Source organism: Sphingomonas elodea ATCC 31461, from assembly GCF_000226955.1.
Taxonomy (GTDB): Bacteria; Pseudomonadota; Alphaproteobacteria; order Sphingomonadales; family Sphingomonadaceae; genus Sphingomonas; species Sphingomonas elodea.
The window spans coordinates 116,897-143,234 of sequence record NZ_AGFU01000002.1; the positions used below are offsets into that span (position 1 = coordinate 116,897).

At 68.4% G+C, this 26,338-nt stretch carries 25 protein-coding genes and 1 tRNA gene; 17 read left to right on the forward strand and 9 right to left on the reverse strand.

Going from position 1 to position 26,338, the window contains the following annotated elements; all coding sequences use genetic code 11:
- The first annotated feature begins 4 nt into the window (after positions 1 to 4).
- Entirely contained in the window at positions 5 to 940 is a 936-nt protein-coding gene (locus KK7_RS0100975) for a ribose-phosphate pyrophosphokinase (RefSeq protein ID WP_010542779.1), read from the forward strand.
- A 113-nt stretch (positions 941 to 1,053) separates the two neighbouring features.
- Here the strand turns inward: KK7_RS0100975 and KK7_RS0100980 are convergent, their stop codons facing one another.
- Complete coding sequence (locus KK7_RS0100980) at positions 1,054 to 1,812, reverse strand: sulfite exporter TauE/SafE family protein (RefSeq protein ID WP_010542780.1); 759 nt, start codon at positions 1,810 to 1,812, stop codon at positions 1,054 to 1,056.
- 63 nt (positions 1,813 to 1,875) lie between these two features.
- Between KK7_RS0100980 and KK7_RS0100985 the strand changes: the two genes are divergently transcribed.
- The 4 genes from KK7_RS0100985 to KK7_RS0101000 all read left to right on the forward strand — a co-directional run bounded on the left by KK7_RS0100985 (position 1,876) and on the right by KK7_RS0101000 (position 5,943).
- Complete coding sequence (locus tag KK7_RS0100985) at positions 1,876 to 2,199, forward strand: antibiotic biosynthesis monooxygenase family protein (RefSeq protein WP_029622575.1); 324 nt, start codon at positions 1,876 to 1,878, stop codon at positions 2,197 to 2,199.
- Positions 2,196 to 3,485, forward strand: coding sequence for an MFS transporter (locus tag KK7_RS19850; RefSeq protein ID WP_100207482.1), 1,290 nt, complete (start codon positions 2,196 to 2,198; stop codon positions 3,483 to 3,485). Before KK7_RS0100985 ends, KK7_RS19850 begins: the two co-directional genes overlap by 4 nt.
- 353 nt (positions 3,486 to 3,838) lie before the next feature.
- Positions 3,839 to 5,467 (forward strand): putative bifunctional diguanylate cyclase/phosphodiesterase, encoded by a 1,629-nt coding sequence (locus KK7_RS19855; protein ID WP_010542783.1) that lies wholly within the window; start codon positions 3,839 to 3,841, stop codon positions 5,465 to 5,467.
- Positions 5,468 to 5,553: 86 nt separating this feature from the next.
- A complete protein-coding gene (locus tag KK7_RS0101000; RefSeq protein ID WP_010542784.1) occupies positions 5,554 to 5,943 on the forward strand; it encodes a hypothetical protein in 390 nt (129 codons plus the stop codon).
- A gap of 54 nt (positions 5,944 to 5,997) precedes the next feature.
- Here the strand turns inward: KK7_RS0101000 and KK7_RS0101005 are convergent.
- A tRNA-Gln gene (locus tag KK7_RS0101005) sits at positions 5,998 to 6,071 on the reverse strand.
- Positions 6,072 to 6,228: 157 nt separating this feature from the next.
- Here KK7_RS0101005 and KK7_RS0101010 point away from each other — a divergent pair.
- Genes KK7_RS0101010 through KK7_RS0101020 form a run of 3 tightly spaced genes read left to right on the forward strand, consistent with a single transcriptional unit; the run spans position 6,229 to position 8,576 of the window.
- Positions 6,229 to 7,302 carry a Ppx/GppA phosphatase family protein gene (locus KK7_RS0101010; protein WP_029622577.1) on the forward strand — a complete coding sequence of 358 codons (1,074 nt, stop codon included), beginning with the start codon at positions 6,229 to 6,231 and terminating at the stop codon, positions 7,300 to 7,302.
- 30 nt (positions 7,303 to 7,332) lie between these two features.
- Entirely contained in the window at positions 7,333 to 8,025 is a 693-nt protein-coding gene (locus KK7_RS0101015; protein ID WP_010542786.1) for an RlmE family RNA methyltransferase, read from the forward strand.
- Between the two features lie 35 nt (positions 8,026 to 8,060).
- Positions 8,061 to 8,576, forward strand: coding sequence for a DUF4269 domain-containing protein (locus KK7_RS0101020; protein ID WP_010542787.1), 516 nt, complete (start codon positions 8,061 to 8,063; stop codon positions 8,574 to 8,576).
- Between the two features lie 57 nt (positions 8,577 to 8,633).
- On the opposite strand, the gene rpoZ is transcribed toward KK7_RS0101020, so the two are convergent.
- Positions 8,634 to 8,978: a DNA-directed RNA polymerase subunit omega gene (gene rpoZ, locus KK7_RS0101025; protein WP_010542788.1), complete on the reverse strand. Its 345-nt coding sequence runs from the start codon at positions 8,976 to 8,978 to the stop codon at positions 8,634 to 8,636.
- 149 nt (positions 8,979 to 9,127) lie between these two features.
- Here rpoZ and KK7_RS0101030 point away from each other — a divergent pair, with 149 nt between their 5' ends.
- The gene (locus tag KK7_RS0101030) at positions 9,128 to 10,360 is read left to right on the forward strand and encodes a phospholipase D-like domain-containing protein (protein ID WP_010542789.1); all 1,233 of its coding nucleotides are present in this window, start codon (positions 9,128 to 9,130) and stop codon (positions 10,358 to 10,360) included.
- Between the two features lie 66 nt (positions 10,361 to 10,426).
- Here KK7_RS0101030 and KK7_RS0101035 read toward each other — a convergent pair whose 3' ends face one another.
- The 6 genes from KK7_RS0101035 to ku form a co-directional block, all read right to left on the reverse strand.
- On the reverse strand, positions 10,427 to 10,675 hold the full coding sequence (locus KK7_RS0101035; protein WP_010542790.1) for a DUF7336 domain-containing protein: 249 nt from the start codon (positions 10,673 to 10,675) through the stop codon (positions 10,427 to 10,429).
- Positions 10,676 to 10,732: 57 nt separating this feature from the next.
- Complete coding sequence (locus KK7_RS0101040) at positions 10,733 to 11,629, reverse strand: transglutaminase family protein (RefSeq protein WP_029622581.1); 897 nt, start codon at positions 11,627 to 11,629, stop codon at positions 10,733 to 10,735.
- Positions 11,629 to 14,109, reverse strand: coding sequence for a circularly permuted type 2 ATP-grasp protein (locus tag KK7_RS0101045; protein WP_010542792.1), 2,481 nt, complete (start codon positions 14,107 to 14,109; stop codon positions 11,629 to 11,631). Before KK7_RS0101045 ends, KK7_RS0101040 begins: the two co-directional genes overlap by 1 nt.
- Before the next feature lie 76 nt (positions 14,110 to 14,185).
- Complete coding sequence (locus tag KK7_RS0101050; RefSeq protein WP_010542793.1) at positions 14,186 to 15,394, reverse strand: histidine-type phosphatase; 1,209 nt, start codon at positions 15,392 to 15,394, stop codon at positions 14,186 to 14,188.
- A gap of 77 nt (positions 15,395 to 15,471) precedes the next feature.
- The gene (gene ligD / locus KK7_RS0101055) at positions 15,472 to 18,015 is read right to left on the reverse strand and encodes a DNA ligase D (RefSeq protein WP_010542794.1); all 2,544 of its coding nucleotides are present in this window, start codon (positions 18,013 to 18,015) and stop codon (positions 15,472 to 15,474) included.
- Entirely contained in the window at positions 18,008 to 18,874 is an 867-nt protein-coding gene (ku, locus tag KK7_RS0101060) for a non-homologous end joining protein Ku (protein WP_010542795.1), read from the reverse strand. The genes ligD and ku overlap by 8 nt, the downstream gene beginning before the upstream one ends.
- A gap of 97 nt (positions 18,875 to 18,971) precedes the next feature.
- Here ku and pdxH point away from each other — a divergent pair, with 97 nt between their 5' ends.
- The 8 genes from pdxH (at position 18,972) to cyoD (ending at position 26,280) form a co-directional block, all read left to right on the forward strand.
- Positions 18,972 to 19,550: a pyridoxamine 5'-phosphate oxidase gene (gene pdxH / locus KK7_RS0101065; protein WP_010542796.1), complete on the forward strand. Its 579-nt coding sequence runs from the start codon at positions 18,972 to 18,974 to the stop codon at positions 19,548 to 19,550.
- Positions 19,547 to 20,479 (forward strand): cation diffusion facilitator family transporter, encoded by a 933-nt coding sequence (locus KK7_RS19860; protein ID WP_010542797.1) that lies wholly within the window; start codon positions 19,547 to 19,549, stop codon positions 20,477 to 20,479. Before pdxH ends, KK7_RS19860 begins: the two co-directional genes overlap by 4 nt.
- Positions 20,480 to 20,534: 55 nt before the next feature.
- Positions 20,535 to 21,704, forward strand: a complete 1,170-nt coding sequence (locus tag KK7_RS0101075) for an MFS transporter (RefSeq protein ID WP_010542798.1) — start codon at positions 20,535 to 20,537, stop codon at positions 21,702 to 21,704.
- A gap of 66 nt (positions 21,705 to 21,770) precedes the next feature.
- Positions 21,771 to 22,382 (forward strand): cysteine hydrolase family protein, encoded by a 612-nt coding sequence (locus tag KK7_RS0101080; protein ID WP_010542799.1) that lies wholly within the window; start codon positions 21,771 to 21,773, stop codon positions 22,380 to 22,382.
- Complete coding sequence (gene cyoA, locus KK7_RS0101085; RefSeq protein WP_010542800.1) at positions 22,375 to 23,265, forward strand: ubiquinol oxidase subunit II; 891 nt, start codon at positions 22,375 to 22,377, stop codon at positions 23,263 to 23,265. The genes KK7_RS0101080 and cyoA overlap by 8 nt, the downstream gene beginning before the upstream one ends.
- A 2-nt stretch (positions 23,266 to 23,267) precedes the next feature.
- A complete protein-coding gene (locus tag KK7_RS0101090; RefSeq protein ID WP_010542801.1) occupies positions 23,268 to 25,277 on the forward strand; it encodes a cbb3-type cytochrome c oxidase subunit I in 2,010 nt (669 codons plus the stop codon).
- On the forward strand, positions 25,274 to 25,921 hold the full coding sequence (gene cyoC, locus KK7_RS0101095) for a cytochrome o ubiquinol oxidase subunit III (protein WP_010542802.1): 648 nt from the start codon (positions 25,274 to 25,276) through the stop codon (positions 25,919 to 25,921). The genes KK7_RS0101090 and cyoC overlap by 4 nt, the downstream gene beginning before the upstream one ends.
- A complete protein-coding gene (gene cyoD / locus KK7_RS0101100; protein ID WP_010542803.1) occupies positions 25,918 to 26,280 on the forward strand; it encodes a cytochrome o ubiquinol oxidase subunit IV in 363 nt (120 codons plus the stop codon). The genes cyoC and cyoD overlap by 4 nt, the downstream gene beginning before the upstream one ends.
- Positions 26,281 to 26,338 lie beyond the last annotated feature (58 nt).

Genomic DNA, 26,338 nt, shown 5'->3' on the forward strand with positions numbered 1-26,338 from the left:
TCTTATGAAACTCATGGCCGGCAATTCGAACCTGCCGCTGGCGAGCGCCATCGCCGACTATCTGGAAATTCCGCTCACCCAGGCGAATGTCCGCCGCTTCGCCGACGAGGAGATCTTCGTCGAGATCCTCGAGAATGTCCGCGGCGAGGATGTGTTCGTGCTCCAGTCGACCAGCTATCCGGCGAACGACAATCTGATGGAGCTGCTGATCATGATCGACGCGCTCCGCCGCGCGTCGGCCAAGCGGATCACCGCGGTGCTCCCCTATTTCGGCTATGCCCGCCAGGACCGGAAGCCCGGCCCGCGCACGCCGATCTCGGCCAAGCTGGTCGCCAACCTGATCACTACGGCGGGCGCCAACCGGGTGCTCTCGGTCGACCTGCACGCCGGGCAGATCCAGGGCTTTTTCGACATTCCGACCGACAATCTGTTCGCGGCGCCGGTGATGTCGGCGGACATCCAGACGCGCTTCATCGACAAGCAGTGGATGGTCGTCTCGCCCGACGTCGGCGGCGTGGTGCGCGCGCGCCAGCTCGCCAAGCGGCTGGACAACGCCCCCCTCGCCATCGTCGACAAGCGCCGCGAGCGGCCGGGTGAATCGGAAGTGATGAACATCATCGGCGAGGTGAAGGGCCGCTTCTGCATCCTGATCGACGACATCGTCGATTCGGCCGGCACGCTGTGCAACGCCGCCGCGGCGCTGAAGGCGGCGGGGGCCGAGGACGTCGTCGCCTATTGCACCCACGGCGTGCTCTCGGGTGCGGCGATGGCGCGCGTCGCCAAGTCCGAACTGCGCGAGCTGGTGATCACCGATTCGATCGGCAACCACGAGGTGGTCGCGGCCGGCGAGAAGGTCCGCCACCTGACCATCGCGCCGCTGATCGCCGAGGCGATCCGCCGCATCGCCGACGAAAGCTCGGTCTCCAGCCTGTTCGACTAGCCTTCTCAGCCCCTCCTCCTTGGAGGAGGGGTTGGGGTGGAGGGATTCCAGAACGCAGCTTGGTCTCGGTGAGACACTGCCTCACCCCAACCCCTCCCCTGAAGGGGAGGGGCTTAAGCTGCCTTCGCCACCGCTTCCCAGATCAGCGCCCCGCCCACCGCGATCATCAGCACATAGATCGCGGTGTAGAACCGCTCGGGCGACACCCGGCGCACCAGCCATACCCCCGCCAGCGTCGATACCAGCGCCAGCGGAAACAGCACTGCCGAGGTGAGCAGGTTCGCGCTCGTGAACTGTCCCAGCGCCCAATAGGCCGGCACCTTGATCCAGTTGGTCGCGGCGAAGAAGAGCGCGGTCGTCCCCACCAGCCGGTCGCGCGGCAGGTTCCGCGGCAGCACCCAGAGCTGGAACGGCGGCTGCCCGGCATGGGCGATCTGGCTGGTGAAGCCCGAGGCGACGCCGAACAGGCTGCCCACCCATTCCGGCCAGCGTGCTGCCATCGCCGGGGTCGCCCGCCCGCTCGCCCACAGCCGGTAGATCCCGAACAGGATCGAGATCGCGCCCACTGCCGCCAGCACCAGCACCGGCGAGACGCTGGCGGCAAAGCCATAGCCGAGCGCGATCCCCGCCATCGATCCCGGGAGCATCCAGCCGAGCAACCGCCAGTCGACGGTGCGGCGAAATGCCCAGACGCTCACCACGTCCTGCAGGATCAGGATCGGCAGCGTGATCGCCGCCGCGCGCACCGGATCGATCGCCAGCGCCAGCAGCGGCAACGACAGGGCACCCATGCCTGCGAACCCGCCTTTCGACAGCCCCAGCAAGAGCACGGCGAGCACGGCGAGCGCATAGAAATGCCAGTCGGTGATCATGGCGACGGCTTTCGCAGGCCTGCCCCGGTTTGCAAAGCGGCGTGCGCGTTCTACGAATCGCATATGGGAGAGGAGCGAAACGGGCAGGTGGCCGTGCTGTTCGTGTCGAAGCGCACGACCGATGACGACGCGGGCTATGCCGCGGCGGCGGACGCGATGGCCGCACTTGTTGCGGTTCAGCCGGGTTATTGCGGCGTCGAATCCCAGCGCGGGCCGGACGGGGTGGGCATCACCATCAGCTACTGGGCCGACGAGGCAAGCGCGCTGGCCTGGCGCGACCATCCCGATCACGCCGCGATCCGCGCGCAGGGCCGTGCCCGCTGGTACGACTGGTACGAGGTGGTCGTCACCCGAGTCGAGCGCAGCTATCGATGGTGCCGCGCATGAGCCGCCCGATCGACCGCGACTTCGCGCTGCTGTTCGGCGTGATGCTGCTGATCGCGGCGGGCAATACGGCGCTGCAATCGATCCTCCCCGCGCTCGGCCGCGAACTGCACGCCGCCGATAGTGCGGTGGCGGCGGTCTTCTCGGTCTCCGCGCTGCTGTGGATGCTCACCGCACCGTATTGGGCGAACCGCTCGGAGCGCGCCGGGCGCCGATCCATGGTGCTGCTCGGCATCGTCGGGTTTACCGCGTCGCTCGGGCTTTGCGGCGTCTGCCTGGCGCTGGGCATCAACGGGGTGCTGAGCCCGTTCGCCACCTTCGGCGCCTTCGTGGTCGGGCGGATGCTGTACGGCGCCTTCGGATCGGCCGCGCCGCCCGCGGTACAGGCGATCGTCGCCAGCCGCACCAGCCGTGACGATCGCACCAAAGCGCTGACACTGCTCGCCTCCGCGTTCGGGCTGGGCACGATCCTGGGGCCGGCGGTGGCGCCCTATCTGGTGATGGGGCACCTCTGGCCTGGTGGCCCGCTGATCGGCCTGTCCGGCCCGGCCTTTGCCGCCAGCGCGGTCGGGCTGGTGCTGTTGGTGGCGGTGCTGCGGCTGCTGCCGGCGGATTCGGGCGCGGTCGAGCATGGCGCCGCCACCAGCTATCCCTCGATCGGCGGCCAGGGCACGGGCGCCAGCGTCGCGGCGGCGACGGGCGAGCATGTCGAGCATGTCCGCACCTTCGATCGCCGGGTCCGGCCTTGGATGATCGCCGGGCTGGTCACCGGTCATGCCCAGGCGATGACCGGCCAGGCGATCGGCTTCCTCATCATCGACCGGCTCGCCCTCGCCCCCGCGGCGGCGCTGGAGCCGACCGGGCTGGTGCTGATGATCGGCGCAGGCGCCTCGCTGCTGGTGCAATGGGGGCTGATCCCGCTGCTCGACCTGAAGCCGCGCGCGCTGATTCTGGTCGGCGCGGCGCTGGGCGCGTTCGGCTGCCTCGCCACCGCCAACGCTGCCAGCCTATACGGCATCGCGCTGGGCTATGGGGCGATCGCGCTGGGCATGGGATTCGTCCGGCCCGGCTTCACCGCCGGGGCCTCGCTCGCGGTGGGCCCGCATGCGCAGGGCTCGGTCGCGGGGCGGGTGACGTCGGTCAACGGCGCGGCCTTCGTGCTGGGCCCCTCGATCGGGGTCGCGATGTACGAGGTCTGGGGGGCACTGCCCTATCTCGTCGCGGCGGCGGCGCTGGCGCTGCTGTTCGTCTATGGCTGGGTGACGACGGGGCGCCGCGCGGCGCCCTGATTTTGCGTTGTCGGCAGGCTCGCCTATGAAGAACGTATAGGTCTGCAACCTTTTGCCCGAGTCTCGCCGCAATGTCAGACATGAACATCGTGCGGTCATTTGCTCGCAATCTGCTAAGAACGGGGCATAAGTTACGCGCATCGGCCAAAATAGACAGAAGCAATGCACTGGCCGAGGCCTATCGCCCGATCCTTCGTGGATTTTTGCTTCCGGGATCGTGCTACTATCTTATCATAACGATTGCACACTTTCGGGACGAAAAAGGGCAATCGCTCGTTATTCTTGCAGGGCTTAGCGCCTGCACGGCGCTCGCCTACGCGATTTTCCGTAGCCGCCTCCTATCGGCACACGGCTTGTCGCTGCGCCGGCTGGAGGCGGTGGGCATCGCCACCAACCTGCTGATGTACGCCAACGTCGTCACGCACATGCTGGTGCATTTCGAACCGAACAAGCTGATCTACTTCGTGCTGATGGCGGTGGTCTTCTCGACCTCGGCGGTGACGGTGCGCGCCACGCTCGGCTGCGTCGCCCTGTCGATCGTGTCGCTGCTGTTCTTCGCCCGTGGTGCGCCGACGGCGGAGTTCGAACAGTTCGCCTTTATCGGCCTGGCGACCTCCTTCGCGTCGCTCGGCATGGGGACGCTGTTGCGGATGGCGATTCTCCGCCAGATCGATGCCCGGCTGCTCGCCGACCGGCTGGCGGCGAGCGACAGCCTGACCGGGATCGCCAATCGCCGCGCGGTGTTCGCCACCATGGCGCGGCTCGAGTCGGCGGGGTCGCCCTTCTGGATCGGCATCCTCGATCTGGACGGGTTCAAGGCGGTGAACGACATTTATGGGCACGCGATCGGCGACGTCCTGCTCGCCGACGTGGTGAAGCGGATCGTGCCGTTCGCGACGCCCGCGGTGCATTTCGGCCGGATCGGTGGCGACGAGTTCGCGATTCTGGTGGAGGGCGGTCCCGATCCCGCGCCGGTCCGCGCGCTGGGCGACGCGATTATCGCCCGGATCCGCGAGCCCTTCGCCCATGGCATGCTGCGCCTGGCGGTGGGGGGCACGATCGGCTTCGCCCATTGCCCGCCCGGCCGGGTCGCCGCGGTCGACGCCTATGAGCAGGCCGATTTCGCGCTCTATTCGGGCAAGCAGCGCGCGCGGGGAACGACGATGGTCTTCACCGGCGAGGAAGAGACGCGGATGCGCGAATCGATCCTGCTGGAGCGCGGGCTGCGCGAGGCGGATCTGGAGCGCGAGCTCTACCTGCTGTTCCAGCCGCAGGTGGGCAGCGACAGCGGCATGGTGGTGGGATTCGAGGCACTGGCCCGGTGGAACAGCCCCACGCTGGGCGCGATTCCACCGGATCGCTTCATCCGTGCCGCCGAACGCGCCGGCCTCACCAAGGCGGTCACCCGGGTGCTGTTCGCCAAGGGGCTGGCGGCGCTCGCCGACTGGCCCGAACCGATTCGCATGTCGTTCAACCTCTCCGCCCAGGACCTTGCCGACCGGCCGTTCCTGCTGTCGCTCGCGGACGAGGTGAACAACCACGGCATCGCGCCGGATCGCGTGGAGTTCGAGATCACCGAAACCGCGGTGATGAAGGACATCGCCGCCGCCTCCGCGCTGCTCCATGAGCTAGCGGCACGCGGCTTCCGCATCGCGCTCGACGATTTCGGCTCCGGCTATTCGAGCTTCGAATATATCGACCAGCTGCCGCTCACCAAGGTGAAGGTGGACAAGTCGTTCGTCCGCAAGATCACGGTCAGCCGCACCTCGCGCGAGATCGTCGCCGGGGTGATCGGGCTGTGCCGCAACCTGGGGCTCGATTGCGTGCTCGAGGGCATCGAGACCGAGGACGAGCTGGAGATCCTGCGGCCGCTGTCGCCGCAACTACTGCAGGGCTATCTGTTCGGCCGGCCGATGGCGGCGGCCGAGGCCCAGGGGCGCGCTGCGATCCAGCCGTTCCGCGCCGGCCCGCTGGTCCACTAGACTGGGCTCCACAATCCCCTGAAGGCGCGATAGGCTGTCGCGGCGATCGCTCCGAAGGGCGGAGCGGCGATCAGGGGAGAGGAATCATGAAGAGCATTGTCGGCATCGCGTGCGTGCTGCTGGGGCTGGCCGCGCCGGTTGCCCGGGCACAGGAAGCGCCTGCCGCATCCGCGGCCGTGGTGAACCCGGAAGTCGGCGTGCCGGTATTCGCCGAGGACATTACCGACCGGCCCTATGTGGTGCTGGGCGAAGTGAAGGCCGGCGTTCGCAAGGCAACGGTGTTCAGCAATGCGCCCTCGCAGCGGAAAATCTATGCGGAGCTTTGGGAGCGCGCACGCAAGCTGGGCGCCGATGCGGTGATCAAGGCCAGCTATGGCAAGGCGCACATCACCGCGTTCAGCTGGGGCAAGGCGAACGCGACCGGCGTAGCCATCCGTTTCCTGCCGCGCGATTCGGCGCCGCAGCCGGCGAACTGATACGATCCGCGCTTGGCGGGGCGTCCGGGTTTCCGAAGGTGCAGGAACGCTGTCTGGATGCCCCGTGAGGATTCGAACCTCAATTGACGGAGTCAGAGTCCGTAGTCTTACCTTTAGACGACGGGGCACCGGACAGGTCGCGCCAGATAGGGGTATGCTGCGCGCGTGTCAACGCTGCAATTGCGCGCTCGCCTTGCTCTTGTGTCCAGGCTCGTCTAGCCTCGCATCCAAGCACCGGCCGGACCGTTTTGGTTTGGTGACGGAAGAAGATAAGTGAGTGATGGTATGGGGGATGGCTCCGCCAGAATGCCCCGCGGAAGGCGCGCTGCCGCTGCGCGCCCTGTGGCGCCGCCGGCCGCGAAAGCGCCGGCCGCGAAGGGACCGGCACCGCGCTGGTCCGAATCGCGGCATTATGCCGCCCTGGACCTGGGTACCAACAATTGCCGTCTGCTGATTGCGCGCCCGCAAGGCGCGGGATTTGCGGTTATCGACGCGTTTTCGCGAATCGTCCGGTTGGGCGAGGGACTTGCGACGACCGGCCGGCTTTCCGATGCGGCGATCGAGCGCACGCTGGCGGCGCTGCGAATCTGTGCCGACAAGCTCAAGCGCCGCAATGTGGCGCTGGCGCGATCGGTCGCCACCCAGGCCTGCCGCCAGGCGGAAAACGGCGCCGAGTTCATCGATCGCGCCTATCGCGAGACCGGCATCGCGCTCGACATCATTACCGCCGAGGAAGAGGCGCGGCTGGCGGTGCTCGGCTGCCATGCGCTGCTCGAACCCGGTGACGGGCCCGCACTGGTGTTCGACATCGGCGGGGGCTCGACCGAGCTGGTGCTGGTCGATTCGCACGCGCCCGTGCCCCACATTCTCGACTGGCACAGCGCGCCGTGGGGCGTGGTCTCGCTCAGCGAGGCGACAGGGCAGAGCAAGGCGGTGACGGCCGACGCGCGCGCCGCCGCCTATGCCGACATGCGCGCCCGCGTGCGGGAGAGCTTCGCGCCGTTCGTCGCGCGGCTCCGCACCCCCAAGGGCACACGGCGGCTGCTCGGCACCAGCGGCACGGTGACGACGCTGGCCAGCGTGCACCTGGGCCTCGCCTCCTATGATCGCTCGGCGGTCGACGGGCTGATCGTGCCCAGCGCGGCGATGCGCGCGGTGAGCCAGAACATCGCGGGCATGAGCATCAGGCAGCGCGCGCAAGTACCCTGTATCGGCAACGAACGCGCCGATCTGGTGGTCGCCGGCTGCGCGATCCTGGAGACGATCCTCGACATCTGGCCTGCCGAGCGGCTAGGCATCGCCGATCGCGGCATTCGCGAAGGTATCCTGCGTCGGTTGATCGGGGGCGCGCCCCTGTAATCCGGCCGAAGCGTTTGTGAGGAAGATTCGATGAGCAGGGGCGGTGGCCGCGGCCATGTCCGCGTGCGCACGGCGCGCGGCCGTACGGCGCAATCGACGCGCTGGCTGGAGCGCCAGCTGAACGACCCCTATGTCCGCCGGGCAAAGGCCGAGGGCTATCGCAGCCGCGCGGCCTACAAGCTGACCGAGCTGGACGAGAAGTTCGGCTTCCTGAAGGGCGCACGTCGCGTCGTCGACCTGGGCGTGGCGCCGGGCGGCTGGACCCAGGTGGTGCGCCGGGTACTGCCCAAGGCGGCGGTGGTCGGCATCGACCTGCTGCCGGTCGACCCGATCGAGGGCGCGACGCTGCTCCAGATGGATTTCATGGACGATGCCGCGCCCGATCGGCTGATCGAGGCGCTGGGCGGCACGCCGGACCTGATCCTGTCCGACATGGCGGCGAACACGGTGGGACATCCGCAGACCGATGCGCTGCGCACCATGGCGCTGGTCGAGACCGCGTTCGATTTCGCGATTCGGACGCTGGCGCCCGGTGGCGATTTCGTCGCCAAGGTGTTCGCCGGCGGTGCCGATTCGGCGCTGATCGCCGAGATGAAGCGCGCCTTCACCACCGTGAAGCACGCCAAGCCCCCGGCGAGCCGCAAGGGCTCGGTGGAATGGTACGTCGTGGCGCAGGGCTTCAAAGGGCGCGCCGAGAGCGCCGGCGAGAAAGAACAGGAATAGCCCCGGGCCGGGAAGGACGGGGCGAAGGCGAGGCCATGACGAGGCCGGCGTACACGGAAGCGCTTGCGGACAGCGGCGTGCTGATCCGGCTCACCGCATTCGACCCGCATGTCGCGGGCACGCCGCCGCTCGCCCTCGACCTGCCCGACAGCGATATCGACATTCTCTGCCATGCGCCCGACCCGCGGGCTTTCGCCGGGGCGGTCTGGGCGGCCTATCGCGACCTTCCCGGCTTCGCGATGTGGCAATGGCAGGGCCGCGATCGTCCGGTGGTCGCCCGCTTCCACTGCTCGGGCTGGCTGTTCGAATTGTTCGGCCAGGCCCGTCCTGTCGCCGAGCAAGTCGGCTGGCGGCATTTCGTCCTCGAGCGACGGCTGCTCGCGCTGGGCGGCGAACCGCTTCGGGCCGCCGTGATGACGCGCCGACTCGCGGGCGCCAAGACCGAGCCCGCCTTTGCGCAGGTGCTGGGGCTGGCCGGCGATCCGTACGCCGCGCTGCTTATGCTGGAGGGGCTGGACGATGCCGCCCTGTGCGCGCGGATCGGCGCCTGAAACAAAAAGGGCCGGCGTTGCCGCCAGCCCCTTTGTGTCTCGTTCGATCGAAGGCGATCAGCCCTCGTAGTCGCCACCCAGATTCTGGTTGCGCGGCGGGGCAGCGGCGGTGAGGCGGAGCGCCTCGGCCTGTGCCTGGATCGAACCGATTTCGTCCGGCGCATCCTCGTCGTCGATGCGGACGCGCTGCAGGCTCGACACAACGGCTTCCTGCAGATGGTCCGGGCGGACGGTTTCTTCCGCGATCTCGCGCAGGGCGACGACCGGGTTCTTGTCGCGATCGCGATCGAGGGTGAGATCGGCACCGCCGGAAATCTGCCGCGCGCGCTGGGCGGCGAACAACACCAGGTCGAACCGGTTGGGAACCTTGTCGACGCAATCCTCGACTGTGACGCGCGCCATGTACGCTTCCTTGGGATAGGGGTGTCCGGGAAAGACCGGCCAGTTAGAGGCCGGCTGCCGAAATGTCAAGGAAAGCGGCCGGGGCGCGTGCGCGAACCCAATCGCGCTTCACTCGTTGTCTGCGCGTTCGAGCAGGAGAGACGATCCCGATGGCGCCCTATGCCGATGCCGAGCCGCTTGCCGCGGATGCCGATCTGGCCGATGCAGCGCCCATGCCGCCGCTCGCCCAGCCCAGCTTCACCGTCGACGGCAACCGGCTGACGCTGCTGCCCGAAGGCCCCGAGCGGATGGCGGCGCTGCTCGCCCTGATCGCCGGCGCCACCCGCACGCTGCGGGTGCTCTATTACATCTATCTCGACGACGAGGCCGGCGCCGCGGTGCGTCGGGCGCTGATCGACGCGGCGGCGCGCGGGGTGCGGGTGTATCTGATCGTCGACGGGCTGGGCAGCGAGCATGCACAGAGCAACGACTTCTTCGATCCGCTCCACGCCGCCGGGGTCGATGTCTGCCGCTTCGTGCCGCGCTGGGGGCGCCGCTATCTGCTGCGCAACCATCAGAAGCTGGCACTGGCCGACGAGTCCCGCGTGATCGTCGGCGGGTTCAACATCGAGGATGATTATTTCGGCACCGTCGCCGAACAGGCATGGCGCGACATGGGGCTGCTGGTCGAGGGGCCGGCGGCCGAGCGGCTGACCGGCTATTTCGACGCGCTCGCCGCCTGGGCGAAGCGGCCTAAGGCGACCCTGCGCGCGCTGGGCCGCACGCTCAAGACCTGGAGCGAGCCCACGGGGGCGACCCGCTGGCTGCTCGGCGGCCCGATGCGGCGGCTGTCGCCTTGGGCGCGGGTGGTGAAGCACGACATGGAGCGCGCCCGTTCGCTCGACCTGATCGCCGCCTATTTCGCGCCGAGCCCCGGCATGCTGCGGCGGCTAGATCGGGCAGGACGGCGCGGTCGTGTGCGGCTGGTGCTGCCGGCCAAGCTGGACCACACCGCCGCGATCTGGGCGGCGCGCTTCACCTATGCGGGGCTGCTGCGCAAGGGCGTGCAGATTCACGAATATCAGCCGACCAAGCTGCATACGAAGCTCTATGTGATCGACGATGTCGTCCATATCGGCTCGGCCAATTTCGACATTCGCAGCATGTTCCTGAACCTGGAGCTGATGCTGCGCGTGGACGACCCCGCCTTCGCCGCGCATGTCCGCAGCTATGTCGACGGCGAGGTGGCGCAATCGGAGCGAATAACGCCGGACCTCTACAAAGCGCGTACCGGCTGGTGGACCCGGGTAAAGCAGTTTGGCGCCTATTTCGTGATGGCGGTGCTGGACTATAACGTGACTCGACGGCTGAACTTCGGTGACAAGGGGCCGGTGGAGCATTAAGGTTGATCCGCGGCTCAACAGCGGTCGGCGTCGATTGGGCGCGACAGTCGGACCAGGCGCGACGCGTTAGGAATCGGAGCGGATCACCATTTCATTGCAATCGTCGACGCCAAAACCCTCAGACCAGCTATCCCTGTCCAGCGCATAGGCGTCCGTCTGGAATCCCTCCGGATGATCTCGGAAGCCGGGTTGGTGCAACAATCGGGCCGAGGCGGCGGCAGCGGCTTTGGCCGAGCTGTACACGCCGATCAGCTTGGCATCGTCGCCAAACTCGTCCTTTGATCGGACGTGATGCAGCACATATACCGTCGTCATCTGCACACGATATCAGCATGCGCAACGATCGCAATCGGACGCCTGCCGGGTAGTTTCCTATCCGGCGGACCCAGCCACTTCCAGCGGCTCCACATCCACCGAGACCTGCATCGCCTGCGCGCCCGAGCCGAGCACGATGCCGTCGATCGGCGCGATATCGGCATAGTCGCGGCCGATCGCCATCACGATGTGATCCTCGGCCATCCAGATGCCGTTGGTGGGATCGACACCCACCCAGCCGAGATCCGGCCCGCACCACAAGAGCACCCAGGCATGGGTGGCGTCCGCGCCGACCAGCCGGGGCTGGCCCGGCGGCGGCAGGGTGCGCAGATAGCCCGAGACATAGGCCGCCGGCAGCCCGGCGGCGCGCAGGCCCGATAGCATGATCTGTGCGAAATCCTGGCAGACGCCGCCCCGCTTGGCGAAGGCTTCGTGCGGGGGCGTGTCGACCAGCGTCGCGGTGGGATCGAAGGCGAAGTCGCGCTGGATGCGCTGCGCCAGCGCGATGCCGGCCTCCAGGATACCACGGTCCTGGCGCAGTTCCTCGGCGCACCAGGCGGCGATGGCGCGGTCCAGCGGGATCAGCGGCGAGGGGAAGAGATAGGCGGCCGGGCCGGCCGGGCTGGGATCGCGGCTCGCGCGGGCGAGTGCGGCGATCTGCGCGATCGTCGGGTCCCCGGGGGCGGGCATCGGGATCTGCCGGTCGACGCGAACCTGCGCGGTGCTTTCGATCGTCAGGCTGTTCGCGGCATGCTCCACCACCAGCCGCACGACATTGGCGAGACCCGCCTCGGCCCGCGCCGGATAGGTGCGGCCGCCGGGCTGCACGCTCAGCGCATATTCCTCGATCCGCTGGCCGGACCAGAGGATCGGCTTCAGCCGCAAATTGCAGCGCGCGAAGGCGACCGGCTGGGCATAGTCGAACCGGGTCACATGGCGGATGCGGTAGAGCATCATGCGAGGACGAGCCCCGCCGCGCGCAGCGGCTCGGCACCGTGCAGGAAATAGCGACGGGCGACCGCCTCGGACAGGCTCCACAGCCGCGACTGGAGATCGGCGAGCCAGGCATCGTCGATCGCGGTCGCGCGCGCGGTGACCAGCGCGGCGGCCAGGCCGCGCGCCTGCTCCTGCTGCGGCTCGGCGATGCCGTCGTCGGAGAGCACCGGCAGCGCGTTGAGATGCGCCGAGATCGCCGCCGCCTGGAAGGCGAGCCCGCGCGGGTTGCCCGGATCGAGCGCGAGCAGGTCCAGCACCGGCACCCGCGCGATGCCGGTAAGATAGCGCTGGCGATAGCTGATCTGGCTGTCGGCCAGGTCGAGCAGGGTCGAAAGATCGTCGGCGGTCGCCTGTGGGCCGCCAAGGGCGCGGAGAAAGCCGATCGTCGCCAGCGCCCGCTCGATCCGGCGGCCGAGATCGTGGAAGCGCCAGGCATCGGTGCGGCCCATATGCTCGCCGGCCTGCCCCGCCAGTGCCGAATAGCGCCGCTGGAGCGAGCCTGCCCGCTCGAGCAGCACGCCGCGTTCGGGGAAGGGCGCATCGAGGAGCCGGATCATGTCCGCCGATAGCCGGTCGCGGGAGACCGCGCCGATCGAGCGCGCCTGGGCGTTGATCGCGCGCACGCTGGCGGCGCCCTCGGTCGATTCGAGCGCGGTGCGGGCGAGCTGGGTCAGATCCTGCCGCTTCAGACCCCGCGGGGCCGGGGCGGCGCCGGCGGACACGACCAGCTGGGCGAGTCGATCGACGGTCTCGGCTGCCAGCGCCGCGCCGGTATCCGCGCTGATCGAGTGGCCGAGCAGCACCCGGAGCACCGAGAGCAGCGCCTCGCCGCGCTCCAGATAGCGGCCGAGCCAGAACATGTTGTCCGCCACCCGGCTGGGCAGCGTGCCGGGATTGCGGCGCAGCTGGGTCGAATCGCCCGAGGGCAGCAGCGACACCGGCGCCACCGGATCGGGCCCGTGGATGCAAACATCGGCCGACCAGCTGCCTTCGCCCATCACTGCGGCACGGGCATCGGCATGCTCGCCGATCCGCGCCAAGCCGCCGGGGAGCACCGTCCAGTTGCCGGCCGCGTCCCGGGCGGCGAAGATGCGCAGGGTGAAGGGCCGGGGTGCCAGCCGGTCTTCCGCCACGAAGGGCATGGTCGACAGGCACACCACCTCCTGCCCGACATAATCCTGCGGCCGTCGGGTGAGATCGTCGCGCAGCGCGCTGCGTGCGCCCGCGTCCAGATGCGCGCCGAGCACCGCCTTGCCCTCCGGCAGACCGAGCGGCGGGGTGCCGAAGGCGGGGGCGATCAGCATATGGTCTAGATTGGCGGTAACATGCGCCGCTTCTGCAGGCTGGCCGCACCACCAGGTCGCGATGTTGGGCAGGCGCAGCGGTTCGCCGAGCAGCACTTCGCTGAGGCGCGGCAGGAAGGCCGCGAACGCCGGGGCCTCCAGCAGCCCGGCGCCGGGCGCATTGGCGATCACGACATTGCCCGCGACGGTCGCGTCGATCAGCCCGGCAACGCCGATCGAGCTGTGCGAATCGAGCGCCAGCGGATCGAGATAGCGCGGGTCGAACCGGTGCCACAGCGCATCCACCCGCTTGAGGCCGGCGATGGTGCGGACATAGACGCGGTCGTCGAGTACCGCGAGATCGGCGCCCTCGACCAGCAGGAAGCCGAGATAGCGGGCGAGATGCGCCTGCTCGGCATAGCTGGCGTTGAACCTGCCGGGGGTCAGCAGCGCCATGCGCGGCTCGGCACGGCGGCAGGCGGCGGCGATCCCGTCGCGGAAGGCGGCGAAGAAGGGGGCGTGGCGCTCGATGTTGAGCCGGCCCTGCAGGCCGCCCAGCGTGCGCGCCATCGCCAGCCGGTTCTCCAGCGCATAGCCGGCACCGGCGGGCGCGCGGAGATGGTCCGCGAGCACCCGCCAATGGCCGTCCGGGCTGCGGCACAGGTCGAACGCGACGAAGTGGAGGTGATGCTCGCCCGGCGGCGTCAGATGCGTCAGCGGGCGGAGGAAGAAGGGGCTGCCGGTAAGCAGGGCGGCGGGCAAATGCCCGTCGGCCACCAGCCGCGCCGGGCCGTAGCAGTCGCGCAGCAGCAGCTCCATCAGCTCGGCGCGTTGGACGACGCCCGCCTCGATGCTGCGCCATTCGCGCTGGTCGAGCAGCAGCGGCACGGGAGAGAGCGGCCAGGGGCGCTCGTCGCCCTCCTCGCCGATGCGATAGCCGGTGCCGATATCCTCGGCATGGCGGTGGGCGCGTTCGCGGGCGATGGTCAGCCCGTCGCCGGAGAGCCCCGCCAGTTCCTCGAACAGCGCGGACCAGGCATCGCCCGTCCGTGCGCACAGCACGTCGCCCGCGGGCGCCTGCCCGCAATAGTCGGTGATCCACCGGTCGGCGATGGTGCCGGCGTCGAACAATTCCGCCTCGGCAAGGCTGGCCACAGCTGCGTCCCTTTCTCGGCCGAGGTGATGGGCGAAACCATGGTGCCATGCAACACGAGAGATGTGCGGGCCAATCTCAGCCCAGCCGGGCGAGCGCATCCTCCAGGGTACACAACCCCGCCACGCCGCGCGCGTTGCATCCGGGGATGGGAAGAATCCGATCGTACGGCCCTTGCGCGGCCAGCGGCGCGGCGCTGCGAAGCTGCTGCAGCGTCTGCGCCCGGTAGCGGATGCGGACATAGCGCTTGCCGGCACGGTCGTGCATTCGCTCGAGGATCAGCGCGCCGCCGGGCACGGGATCGTCGGCGGCGAAGCCGGGCACCTGCCAGTGGACGTCGAACAGCCCGCCCAGATTGGCGATGTTGGTGTCGTGGCCCGAGATCATCGTCACGCGCGGGCCGCTATCGCCGAGGCCGTTGCGGACGATCTCGGCGAGGCCGGCGAAGTTGGCGACGGCGATCGCACGCGGACGGGCGACGAGGCGGAATTCGAGCGCGTGGAACACCCCCAGCGCCGTCACGTCGGCCAGCGTCGCACGGCCCCAGCCGATCTCCGCCATCGGCTTGCCCTCGGCGGCCTCGAGCAGCAGGATCTGCGCGGCGGTGGAGGCGCGGTCGATCGCGCCGCTGAGCTTCGGCCGCTTGGTCGCACTGGCCGTCACCAGTCCGGTGGGCGTACCGGACACGCCGCAGCCGGGGCGGGGCGTGCCGCACAAAATGGTGTCGATCCGGGTCAGCAGCGGGCGATAGCGCGCATCCAGCGCGGCGAACCCACCGGGCCCCGCCTCGGCCAGTACCGCAGCATTGGCCTTGGCCGGATCGATCGGCGCCTTGCCCGATTCGATCGCGGAGAAGCGGGTGTCAGGTTCGTCCTGCGGGCGGTGGTCGATCGCGAGCGTGCAGCCGGGGGCGAGCGCCGCCGCCCAGGCGCGGGCGGTCTCGATCGTGCGCTGGTCGCTGTCGGCGACGATGCGGATCGTGGCGGCTCCCGGGCAGCCGCCGGCGGGCAGCAGCCCCAGCCGCCGCCAGCTACGCGCATCCACCGGGCCGAGCCGCGCCACGGCGCGGGTGCCGTGCGGTGTCAGCCAGCCGGGCTTGGTCGGCCAGTCGGGCCAGCGCTCGGGCGTCACTTCGGGCGGCATGGCGGGCGACTTGGTCGGCGGCCGCACGCCGTGGCGCATCAGCATCACCGCGCGGTCGACCACCAGCGGATCGCCGGGGCGGGGGGCGGCCAAGGCGGGGCCGCCGAGGACAAGCGCAAGGCTGAGGGCAATCGGCAGCTTCATGGGGCTCGTTTCTCGCTCGAAAGGATCGACGTGCCGGATCGTTAGGCGATGCGGTGCCCGCCCGTCGAGCCCTTCCGTCACAGGTCGGGCAGCGTCTGGTCCGCCGTTCCCCAGCCGCGCAACGCCCGGCTGGCGGCGCGGTCGACCAGTGTCGCGCGGTCCTTGATCGTGAAGATGCGGGCGCTGTCGATGTCGCGCAGCTCTGTCCAGGTGACCGGGGCGGCGACCGGCGCATTCTCGCGCGCCCGGGCAACATAGGGCAGCACCGCCGTCGCGCCGCGCTGGTTGCGCAGATAATCGATGAAAATGCGTCCCGTCCGGCTGGCCTTTTTCAGATTGGCGGTAAAGCGCTCGGGTTCGGCCTGGGCGAGCGCGCGGGCAAAGCGCTCGCAGAAGCTCTTGGCGGCCGGCCATTCGGCCTGGGGCACCAGCGGCACCACGACATGGACGCCCTTGCCGCCGGAAAGCATCGGCCAGCTGGTGAGGCCGATCTCGGCGAGCTGTTCCTTCAGATGCTCGGCGGCCTTCCTGACCACCTCGAAATCGAGCCTCTCGTCGGGGTCGAGGTCGAACACCAGCCGATCGGGCTTCTCGACATCGGCGACGCGCGATCCCCAGCCATGGAACTCGATCGTGCCCATCTGGACGCAGGCGAGCATGCCGTCCGCGTCCGAGACATAGAGATAGGGCTCGGTCGAGCCGTCCTTCTCGCGGATGTCGACATGGTGGACCTGCTCGCCGAAGCTGCCGGCATCATGCTTCTGGAAGAAGCATTGCTTGGTCCGCCCCTGCGGACAGCGGACCAGGCTGATCGGGCGCTCGGCCAGCCAGGGGAGCGCGATGGGGGCGATGGTAGCGTAATAGTCGGCGAGATCGCCCTTGGTCAGCTTGGATTCGGGGAAGATCACCCGGTCGCGGTTGCTGATCTTGATGGAGGACGGCGCGGCGTCGGGAAGTGCCGCCGGCTCCTCGGCGACGACCGCGTCGGCGGGCTTGTCCGCGCGCAAGCCGAGGAAGCTGGCGTGGCGGATCACCTTCTCGGCGGTGAACTCGGCAAAGGCGATTTCGGCGACCAGCTCGGGCTTCACCCAATGCGCGCCGCGGGCGTCCGGGCGGGGGACCTTGGCCGCGGGGCTGTCGGTGGCGAGGCTGTCGAGGCGTTCGCGCATCGACAGCAGCGTTTCCGAATTGAATCCGGTGCCGACCTTGCCGGCATAGACGAGGCCGTCGGGCCCGTTCACCCCGAGCAGCAGCGACTTAAACCCGCGGCCCCGCGCGCTGGAGGCGATCCAGCCGAGGATCACGAATTCCTGGCGATGGGTGCACTTGATCTTGAGCCACGCCTTGCTGCGCGTGCCGCGATAGGGGGCATCGGCGCGCTTCGAGACGACGCCCTCGAAGCCTTCGCGGCACATGCTCTCGAACAGCTTTTCGCCCTGCCCGACGACATGTTCCGAGAAGCGGATGCGGTCGTCCGCCCCCTCCAGCAGTGCCCGCAGCCGTTCCTTGCGCTCGATCTGAGGGAGGGCGGTCAGGTCCTCGCCGGCTTCGGCGAGCAGGTCGAAGGCGAAGAACAGCAGTCCCTTGCCGCCGGTGGAGATCGCCCCCTGCAGCGTGGAGAAATCGGGCTTGTTCCCCTTCATCGCGACGATCTCGCCGTCGATCAGCGCGCCGGGCGGAAGCGTGGCGGCGGCTTCGGCGATGCCGGGGAATTTCCCGGTCCAGTCGAGCCCGGAGCGGGTGGAGATCCTGGGCCCGCCGCTGCCGGTGGCGATCAGCGCGCGGTAGCCGTCATATTTGATTTCGTGGAGCCACTGGTTGCCGGTGGGCACGGTATCCACCAGCGTGGCGAGCTGAGGGGATTGGAAGGGCGGCATTCTCGATCCTCCCCGGGACGGAGAGGGGGACCGCGGCGAAGCGGTGGTGGAGGGGGACTTCGTCTGGGCAGCCCCCTTTCTGGAACGGCTTCCCTTGCCGGGCTCCCCCTCCACCAAGTCGCGCCGCGGCTTGGTCCCCCTCCCCGTTCCGGGGAGGATCTTGGGTTTCGCGCCTTCGGCAATCTCCTGCATCGTGCGGCCGGTGGTGACGCTGGTGAGCCCCGTCTCGACCAGTTCGTCGGTCGCGCCCGCAAACCCGTCGTCGATCTTGCGGAGCAGCCAGTTCTCGGCCTTCTCCTTGCCGCGCGGCTTCAGCCGGATCAGCAGCCATTCGCCCTGCATCCGCTCGCCGTGGAGCACGAAATGGAGATGGCCCTTCGCCAGATCCTTGGCGCTCTTGCCCGGAGTAGGCTCCCAGGTGCCGCTGTCCCACAGCATCACCGTGCCGCCGCCATATTGGCCCTTGGGGATCGTGCCCTCGAAATCGGCATAGGAAAGCGGATGGTCCTCGGTGCGCACCGCCAGCCGTTTCTCGTCGGGATCGAGGCTGGGGCCGCGCGTCACCGCCCAGCTCTTGAGCACGCCGTCCACTTCCAGCCGGAAGTCCCAGTGCAGCCGCGTCGCGTCATGCTTCTGGACGAGGAAGCGGTTGCCGCTGCCCTTCGCAACCTTGCCCGCGGGCTCCGCCGTCTTGGCGAAGTCGCGCTTGGCGTTGTAGCGGGCGAGGCTGTCGGCGTCAGGCACGCTTCTTCGCCGCCGGCTTCCTGGGCGCTGCCTTTTTCGCCGGCGCCTTGGCCTTGGACGCGGGCTTGGCGTCGCCGGTGTTCAGCGACTTCTTCAGCGCCGCCATCAGGTCCACCACGTTCGATCCGCGGCTCTCCGGCTTGTCCGGGTCCTCCAGGATCTTGGCGCCCTTGGCCTCTTTCTTCTTCTCGATCAGGTCGCGCAGCGCATCGACATAGCGGTCGTGGAAGCCCTTGGGATCGAACTTGCGCGCCTTCTTCTCGATCAGCGTCTGCGCCAGCTCCAGCAACTCCGGATCGGGTTCGCTGTCGGGGATCTCGCGGAAATAGGCCTGCGCCTTCTGCACCTCGTCGGCGTAGCGCAGCGTCTCCAGGATCATGCCGCGCCCGCAGGGCTTGAGGCTGACGATATATTCGCGCCCCCGCATCGCCAGCTGGCCGAGCCCCACCTTGCGTGCGCGCCGCAGCGCCTCGCGCAGCACGATGAAGGCTTCCTCGGCAAGGTCGTCTGCCGGCACGACGAAATAGGGGCGCTCGTAATAGAGCACGTCGATCTCGTCGGCGTCGACGAACTGGGTCAGCTCCAGCGTCTTCTTCGATTCGAGCTTCACCGCGTCGATCTCGTCCTGTTCGAGCAGGACATATTCGCCCTTCTCGACCTCGTATCCCTTGACGATCTCGTCGGGTTCGACCGCGCCGACGCCGGGGGCGACCTTCTCGTACTTGATCCGCTGTCCGCTCGGCTCATGGATCTGGTGGAACGCGATCTGCGCGCCGGATTTGGTGGCGGTGTAGATCTCGACGGGAATCGAAACGAGGGCCAGCCGGATCTGTCCCTGCCAATAGGCACGTGCCGCCATGCGGAAGTCTCCTCGTTGCAGGCCCGATTCAATTCCCCAAAGTCCAGTGTGTTCCGCCCATCGCAACGGCGGCGTTTAGGCTGTAGAGGCAACCCCCATGACCACCGATCCCTTCCCCCTCTTCCACGACTGGTACACCGAGGCGCGTACCACCGAGATCAACGATTCCAATGCGATGGCGCTGGCGACGGCGGATGCGCAAGGGCGCCCCTCGGTGCGGATGGTGCTGCTGAAGGGCTATGACGAACGCGGCTTCGTCTTCTACACCAACCGCGAGAGCCGCAAGGCCGGCGACCTGGCCGCCAACGGCCATGTCGCGCTGCTCTTCCACTGGAAGTCGCTGCGCCGCCAGATTCGCATCGAGGGGCCGATCGGCTTTGCCAGCGACGAAGAGTCGGACGCCTATTTCGCCAGCCGCAGCCGCGATTCGCAGCTCGGCGCCTGGGCCTCGGACCAGTCGCGCCCGCTCGACAGCCGCGCCAGCTTCGAGGCGCGCTTCGAGGATGTCCGGGCCCGTTTCGAGGGCGGCCCCGTGCCGCGCCCGCCGCACTGGGGCGGCTATCGCGTCACGCCCGAGCGGATCGAGTTCTGGCTCGACCGCGAGCATCGCCTGCACGAGCGCCGCGTCTTCACCCGCACCGAGGGGGGCTGGGCTGAAGGCATGCTGTTCCCGTGAGCAACCTCGCCCGCCGCGCGGCGATCGCCAGCGTGTGCAGCGCGCTCTTTTTGGGCGCGATCAAATCCTATGCGGCGGTGAAGACCGGATCGGTGGCGGTGCTGGCCAGCCTCGCCGATTCGGGGCTCGACCTCGTCGCCTCGCTGGTAACGCTGGGCGGGGTCCACTGGGCAGCCCAGCCGGCCGATGACGACCACCGTTTCGGCCATGGCAAGGCGGAGGCGCTGGCGGCGCTGTTCCAGGTGGCGATCATCGCGATCTCGGGCTTCGCCATCCTGCTCCGCGCCGTCCAGCGGCTGGTGCAGAGCCAGACCAGCGCTCACCCGGCGGACGGCATCGCAGTATCTGTGGTCGCCATCCTGGTGACGCTGGCGCTCACCCAGTATCAGCGTTCGGTGATCCGCCGCACCGGTTCGATCGCGATTACGACCGACAGCATCCATTACAGCTCGGACCTGTATCTGAACGCCGCGGTGATCGGCGCGCTGGTGAGCGAAAGCTATCTGGGCCTGCGCGGCGCCGATCCGGTGTTCGGCATCGCCATTGCCTTCTGGCTGCTTTGGGGCGCCTGGTGCGCCTCGGTCGCCGCGATCGACCAGCTGATGGACCGCGAATGGCCCGAGGAGAAGCGGCGCCGTTTCGTGGAGATCGCCGCCGAGCATCCCGAGCTGAAGAGCCTGCACGATTTGCGCACCCGCACCAGCGGCAATCGCGATTTCGTGCAGTTCCATGTCAGCATGCGCCCGACGATGACCATCGCCGAAGCCCATGACGTGGTGGAGCGGCTGGAAGGCGCGCTGGGGGCGGCGTTCCCCGACACCGAGATCCTGATCCATGTCGATCCCGACGGGCATGTCGACGAGCCAGACAATGCGATGGCCGAGACGAACCTGCTCGACGAGAACGGGCCCCAAACCATCGGACAGTAACAACCGGGGCGGGGGCTCCCTATCTGTGCGACCCAACGCCCGAGGAGTCGCCGCTTTGCATGCCCCCCAATCCACTGCCCGGCTCGGCCGAGGCCTGACCTTCGCCATGGCGGCGGCGGCGGGGATCGCGGTCGCCAATATCTATTACAACCAGCCGATGCTGGGCATCATCGAGCGCGACCTGCCCGGCCAGCCGGCGGGGCTGGTGCCGACGGCGACCCAGCTGGGCTATGCGGCGGGTCTGTTCCTGCTCGTGCCGCTGGGCGACCTGCACGAGCGCAAGCGGCTGATCGTGCTCCAGTTCCTCGTGCTGGCGGCGGCATTGGTCGCAGCGGCGCTGGCACCCAATGCGTGGATGCTGATCGGCGCCTCGCTGCTGGTGGGAGCCGCCGCAAGCGTTGCGCAGCAGATCGTGCCCTTCGCCGCGCACCTCGCCGACCCGGCACGGCGCGGGCAGACGGTGGGGACGGTGATGGCGGGGCTGCTCTGCGGCATCCTGCTCAGCCGCACGCTGTCCGGCTTCGTTGGTACGCATGCCGGCTGGCGCGAGATGTTCTGGCTGGGCGTGCCGCTCGCGCTCGGCACCGCCGCGATCATGGCGTGGCGCCTGCCGCGGAGCGAGCCGGAGGCGACCCTCGGCTATGGCGCGCTGCTCGGTTCGTTGGGGCAGCTGTGGCGTGAATTTCCGGCGCTGCGGCTGGCCGCGATCACCCAGGCGCTGCTGTTCGCGGGCTTTACCGGCTTCTGGACGATCCTTGCGCTGTATCTGCAGACACCGCGATTCAATCTGGGTGCCGATGTCGCGGGGTTGTTCGGCATTGTCGGCGCGGCGGGCATTCTGGGCGCGCCGCTGGCGGGCCGGATCGCCGACAAGCGTGGCCCGCACCTGGTGGTGCTGATCGGCGCATTGCTCGCGGTGGCGAGCTGGCTGTTGTTCGGGCTCTGGGTCCGTATCGCCGCGCTGGTAATCGGCGTGGTGGTGCTCGACTTCGCGGTGCAGAGCGCCCTCGTATCCAACCAGCACATCATCTTTGCGCTGCGCCCCGAGGCGCGGGCGCGGCTGAACACCGTGCTGATGGGATCGATGTTTCTAGGCGCGTCGGCGGGCTCGGCATCCGCGACGCTCGCCTGGGGCATCGGCGGCTGGACCGGGGTGGCGCTGCTCGGCGGCAGCATGTCGCTGATCGCCGCACTGCTCCAGCTGGCGAATCGCGCAAAGCACTAACCTAGGCGATTTCGCGGGAACGGCCGCCCGCGCGCGTCGTTGGCGGGGCAGGAGGAGCGCTGCCCCATGGAAGAACCCGAAACGGGCGCCACCGCACCTGCGCGCGACCAGGGCGGCGGCACGGCCGCGCTGCTGATCATCGACATGATCAACACCTTCGATTTCGAGGGTGGCGAGGAACTCCGCGCCCGCGCCGAGGCGATTGCAGCGCCCATCCTCCAGCTGCGCGATGCCTTCGGTGCAGCCGATCTGCCGACGGTCTATGTCAACGACAATTTCGGGGAGTGGCATTCGGAGAAGTCGCTGCTGATCGAGCGGGCATTCGATGGCGCGCCGGATGGCCTTGCCCGCCTCAAGCCGCGCGACTGCGACTATTTCGTGCTCAAGCCGCAATTCTCCGGCTTCTATGCGACCAACCTGCCGGTGCTGCTGCCCAAGCTCGGCGTGCGGCGGCTGGTGCTGACCGGGGTCGCGACCGATATCTGCGTGCTGTTCACCGCCGGCGACGCACATATGCGCGACTATGCGCTGTGGGTGCCCGAGGACGCGGTGGCGACGCAGGACGACGATCGCGGCCGCTGGGCGCTGGAGATCATCGCGCAGAGCATGGGCGCCGATATCGCTGCGACCGACGCACGGTCGCCGGCCGAGTGGCTGGCCGGGGCGCACCATGGCTAGGCAGGGCACGCGGCTTCTGCCGCTGCTGCTCCTGCTTGGCGGATGCAGCGGTGCGAGCATTCTGCGCCCGGGCGGTCCGATCGGGGCCAACAACCGCGCGATCCTGCTCGATTCACTCGCGATCATGCTCGCCATCGTGGTGCCAACGATGTTCGCGACGCTGGTCTTCGTCTGGTGGTTCCGCGCCGGCAACGGCAAGGCCAGGTACCGGCCGGACTTCGTCTATTCGGGGCGTATCGAACTGATCGTCTGGTCGATCCCGCTGCTGACCATCCTATTCCTCAGCGGCCTGATCTGGATCGGCAGCCATGCGCTCGATCCCGCCAGGCCGCTCGCGGAGAAGACGCCGCCGCTCGAGGTGCAGGTGGTGTCGCTCGATTGGAAATGGCTGTTCGTTTATCCCGCGCAGGGAATAGCCACGTTGAATGGCGCGGTGGTGCCGGCGGGCGTGCCGATCCGCTTCCGCCTCACCTCGGCAAGCGTGATGAACAGCTTCTTCGTGCCGCGGCTGGGCAGCCAGATCTACACCATGAACGGCATGGCGACGACGCTCCACCTGCGCGCCGACCAGCCCGGCAGCTATTACGGCCAGTCCGCGCATTTCAGCGGCGACGGCTTCTCCGACATGAACTTCCGGCTCCAGGCCGTTCCCGTGGCGGAGTTCACCCGCTGGGTGTCGCGCGTGAAGGCGGCGGGCGGGCTGCTCGACGCGCCCGCCTATCGCGTGCTCGCGCGCCAGAGCCAGCACGAACCGCCCAAGCACTGGGGTGCGGTGCAGCCTGGGCTGTTCGACATGGTGGTGGCGCAGCACCTCCCGCCCGCCCCGGGCCCCGAACAGGGCCGCGACGACCAACCTCAAATTTCCCCCGGAACGGCGGAGTGACGATGCTCGGTAAGCTCTCCTGGTCCGCAATACCGTTCAGCCAGCCGATCCCGCTGATCGCGGCGGGCGGCGTGGGACTGGCGCTGTTCGCCGTGCTCGGCTGGATCACGGTGAAGGGCCATTGGCCGTATCTGTGGAAGGAGTGGATCACCTCGGCCGATCACAAGCGGATCGGGGTGATGTACGTGCTGCTCGGTCTCGTCATGCTGCTGCGCGGCTTTGTCGACGCGATCATGATGCGCACCCAGCAGGCGAGCGCGATCGGCCATGCCCAGGGCTATCTGCCGCCCGAGCATTACGACCAGATCTTCTCCGCGCACGGCACGATCATGATCTTCTTCGGCGCGATGCCGGTGATCATCGGGCTGATGAACTTCGTCGTGCCGCTCCAGCTCGGCGTGCGCGACGTGGCCTTCCCGACGCTCAACTCGACCAGCTTCTGGCTGACCGCCGCGGGCGCGCTGCTGGTCAACATGAGCCTGGTGATCGGCGAGTTTGCCCGCACCGGCTGGCTGCCCTATGCGCCCTTGAGCGAGACGACCTACTCGCCGGGCGTCGGCGTCGATTACTATGTCTGGGCGATCCAGATATCGGGCGTGGGCACGCTGATGTCCGGCATCAACCTTGTGACGACGATCCTCAAGCTGCGCGCGCCGGGCATGGGTTATCTGCGGATGCCGATGTTCTGCTGGACCGCGCTCGGCGCCAACATGCTGATCGTCGCGGCCTTCCCGATCCTGACCGCCACGCTCGCGATGCTGACGCTCGACCGGTATCTCGGCTTCCATTTCTTCACGAATGAAGCCGGCGGCAACATGATGATGTTCGTGAACCTCATCTGGGCCTGGGGGCATCCGGAGGTCTATATCCTCATCCTGCCGGCCTTCGGCATCTTCTCCGAGATCTTCTCCACCTTCTCGTCCAAGCCGCTGTTCGGCTATCGATCGATGGTCGCGGCGACGCTGTTCATCGTCGTCGTCTCTTTCACGGTGTGGCTGCACCATTTCTTCACGATGGGGGCGGGCGGGGACGTCAACGCCGCCTTCGGCATCGCCACGAGCATCATCGCGGTGGGCACCGGCGTGAAGATCTACAACTGGCTGTTCACCATGGTTGGCGGCCGGCTGCGCTTCCCCACGCCGATGCTGTGGTCGCTCGCCTTCATGATGACCTTTGTGATCGGCGGCATGACCGGGGTGCTGCTTGCCGTGCCCCCGGCCGACTTCATGCTGCACAATTCGATGTTCCTGGTCGCGCACTTCCACAACGTCATCAACTCGGGCGTTGTCTTCGGCGCGTTCGCGGGGATCACCTATTGGTTCCCCAAGGCGTTCGGCTTCCGGCTCGACGAGTATTGGGGGAAGATGGCCTTCTGTCTGACGCTCGCCGGCTTCCTGATCGTGTTCGGTGCGCTCTACGTGCTGGGGCTGGAGGGCATGACCCGGCGCCTCCAGCATATCGATTTCACCGAATGGGCGCCGTGGCTCTATGTCTCGGTGGCGGGGATCGGGGTGATGATCCTCGGCGTCGCCTCGCAGATCGTCCAGATCGTCGTCAGCATCCGCAATCGCGAGGCGCTCCGCGACGAGACCGGCGATCCCTGGGACGGTCGCTCGCTCGAATGGGCGACCTCGTCCCCGCCGCCGGCGTTCAACTTCGCGGTGCTGCCGAAGGTGCACGGCGAGGAGCCCTATTGGACGATCAAGCGCCAGGCGATCGAAAGCCAGGGCCTTGCCGACGAGCCACCGTACGAGGCGATCGAGATGCCGCGCAACAGCGCGACCGGCGTCGTCACCGCCTTCTTCGCCACGCTGATCGGCTTTTCGATGATCTGGATGATCTGGTGGCTGGCGGCGCTCGGATTCGTCGGTGCCTATGCGACCTTCGTCGTCTTCGCCTGGCGGGACGAGGAGGAGAAGGAGATCCCCGCCGAGGAGGTCGCCCGGATCGACCGCGCCCGCCGCGCCGCGCGGAGCAAATGGCTCGAGGAAAACCGGGAGCAGCCGGCATGACGGCACATGCGCAGGATCCCTATCGCATCGGCCGGGGCGGCGGCGCGGACAGCACCACCGGGCGCGGCGAGGGCGGCCCGGCGAGCAAGCGCACCACCGTGGGCTATGGCTTCTGGATCTACCTGCTCAGCGACATCATCCTCTTCTCGGGCTTCTTCGCCGCCTATGCCGTGCTCGCCAGGCAGACCGCCGGCGGCCCCTCCTCGCACGACCTGTTCGGCCAGGAGCGGGTGGCGATCGAAACCGCCGCGCTGCTGCTGTCCAGCTTCACCTGCGGCCTCGCGGGCGTGGCGGCCGAGAAGCGCAAGCTGGTCCCCGCGCTGGCCTGGCTGCTCGCCACCGGCGTGCTCGGCGCGGTGTTCCTGGGCCTCGAGCTGATCGAGTTCGCCGAGATGATCGGCATGGGGGCGGGGCCACAACGCAGTGCCTTCCTCTCCGCCTTTTTCGGCCTGGTCGGCTTGCACGGCCTGCACATCGCGGTGGGGTTGCTCTGGCTCGGCACGATGATGGCGCAGCTCTGGGTGAAGGGCTTCCGGCCGCAGGTGCTGCGGCGTCTGATGTGCTTCACCCTGTTCTGGCACGCGCTCGACATCGTCTGGGTCGGCATCTTCACCATGGTCTATCTGATGGGAGTGGCGCCATGAGCGAACGCGACATCGACCCGGCCGATACCGCGCCCGGCGACGAAGCGGCGGAAGGCGAGGCGTTTGCCGGCGGCATCGCCAGCTACGCGGTCGGGCTCGGCCTTGCCGCGCTGTTGACCGCCGCCGCCTTCGCGATCGTCAACCTGCCGCTGGTCTGGCGACCGGCCATTCCCATGGCCCTGGTCGTGCTCGCCATCGCGCAGATGGGCGTCCACCTCGTTTTCTTCCTTCACGTGTCGAGCGGGCCGGACAATACCAACAATGCGCTGGCGCTCGCCTTCGGCACGCTGGTGGTGCTGCTGCTGATCGGCGGATCGGTGTGGATCCTCGGCCATCTCGATCATGCGATGATGCGATGATGCCGATGGGGTGGCAGATGCACGGCTTCCCGTGAGGGAAAGCCACAGTTGACGGGGG

What these genes read in the sequence shown, in the direction of transcription:
- KK7_RS0100975 (WP_010542779.1), top strand. Translation starts at nt 5, where the DNA reads ATGAAACTCATGGCCGGCAATTCGAACCTGCCGCTGGCGAGCGCCATC.
- KK7_RS0100980 (WP_010542780.1), bottom strand. Translation starts at nt 1,812, where the DNA reads ATGATCACCGACTGGCATTTCTATGCGCTCGCCGTGCTCGCCGTGCTC.
- KK7_RS0100985 (WP_029622575.1), top strand. Translation starts at nt 1,876, where the DNA reads ATGGGAGAGGAGCGAAACGGGCAGGTGGCCGTGCTGTTCGTGTCGAAG.
- KK7_RS19850 (WP_100207482.1), top strand. Translation starts at nt 2,196, where the DNA reads ATGAGCCGCCCGATCGACCGCGACTTCGCGCTGCTGTTCGGCGTGATG.
- KK7_RS0101000 (WP_010542784.1), top strand. Translation starts at nt 5,554, where the DNA reads ATGAAGAGCATTGTCGGCATCGCGTGCGTGCTGCTGGGGCTGGCCGCG.
- KK7_RS0101010 (WP_029622577.1), top strand. Translation starts at nt 6,229, where the DNA reads ATGGGGGATGGCTCCGCCAGAATGCCCCGCGGAAGGCGCGCTGCCGCT.
- KK7_RS0101015 (WP_010542786.1), top strand. Translation starts at nt 7,333, where the DNA reads ATGAGCAGGGGCGGTGGCCGCGGCCATGTCCGCGTGCGCACGGCGCGC.
- KK7_RS0101020 (WP_010542787.1), top strand. Translation starts at nt 8,061, where the DNA reads ATGACGAGGCCGGCGTACACGGAAGCGCTTGCGGACAGCGGCGTGCTG.
- rpoZ (WP_010542788.1), bottom strand. Translation starts at nt 8,978, where the DNA reads ATGGCGCGCGTCACAGTCGAGGATTGCGTCGACAAGGTTCCCAACCGG.
- KK7_RS0101030 (WP_010542789.1), top strand. Translation starts at nt 9,128, where the DNA reads ATGGCGCCCTATGCCGATGCCGAGCCGCTTGCCGCGGATGCCGATCTG.
- KK7_RS0101035 (WP_010542790.1), bottom strand. Translation starts at nt 10,675, where the DNA reads ATGACGACGGTATATGTGCTGCATCACGTCCGATCAAAGGACGAGTTT.
- KK7_RS0101040 (WP_029622581.1), bottom strand. Translation starts at nt 11,629, where the DNA reads ATGCTCTACCGCATCCGCCATGTGACCCGGTTCGACTATGCCCAGCCG.
- KK7_RS0101050 (WP_010542793.1), bottom strand. Translation starts at nt 15,394, where the DNA reads ATGAAGCTGCCGATTGCCCTCAGCCTTGCGCTTGTCCTCGGCGGCCCC.
- ku (WP_010542795.1), bottom strand. Translation starts at nt 18,874, where the DNA reads ATGGCGGCACGTGCCTATTGGCAGGGACAGATCCGGCTGGCCCTCGTT.
- pdxH (WP_010542796.1), top strand. Translation starts at nt 18,972, where the DNA reads ATGACCACCGATCCCTTCCCCCTCTTCCACGACTGGTACACCGAGGCG.
- KK7_RS0101080 (WP_010542799.1), top strand. Translation starts at nt 21,771, where the DNA reads ATGGAAGAACCCGAAACGGGCGCCACCGCACCTGCGCGCGACCAGGGC.
- cyoA (WP_010542800.1), top strand. Translation starts at nt 22,375, where the DNA reads ATGGCTAGGCAGGGCACGCGGCTTCTGCCGCTGCTGCTCCTGCTTGGC.
- KK7_RS0101090 (WP_010542801.1), top strand. Translation starts at nt 23,268, where the DNA reads ATGCTCGGTAAGCTCTCCTGGTCCGCAATACCGTTCAGCCAGCCGATC.
- cyoC (WP_010542802.1), top strand. Translation starts at nt 25,274, where the DNA reads ATGACGGCACATGCGCAGGATCCCTATCGCATCGGCCGGGGCGGCGGC.
- cyoD (WP_010542803.1), top strand. Translation starts at nt 25,918, where the DNA reads ATGAGCGAACGCGACATCGACCCGGCCGATACCGCGCCCGGCGACGAA.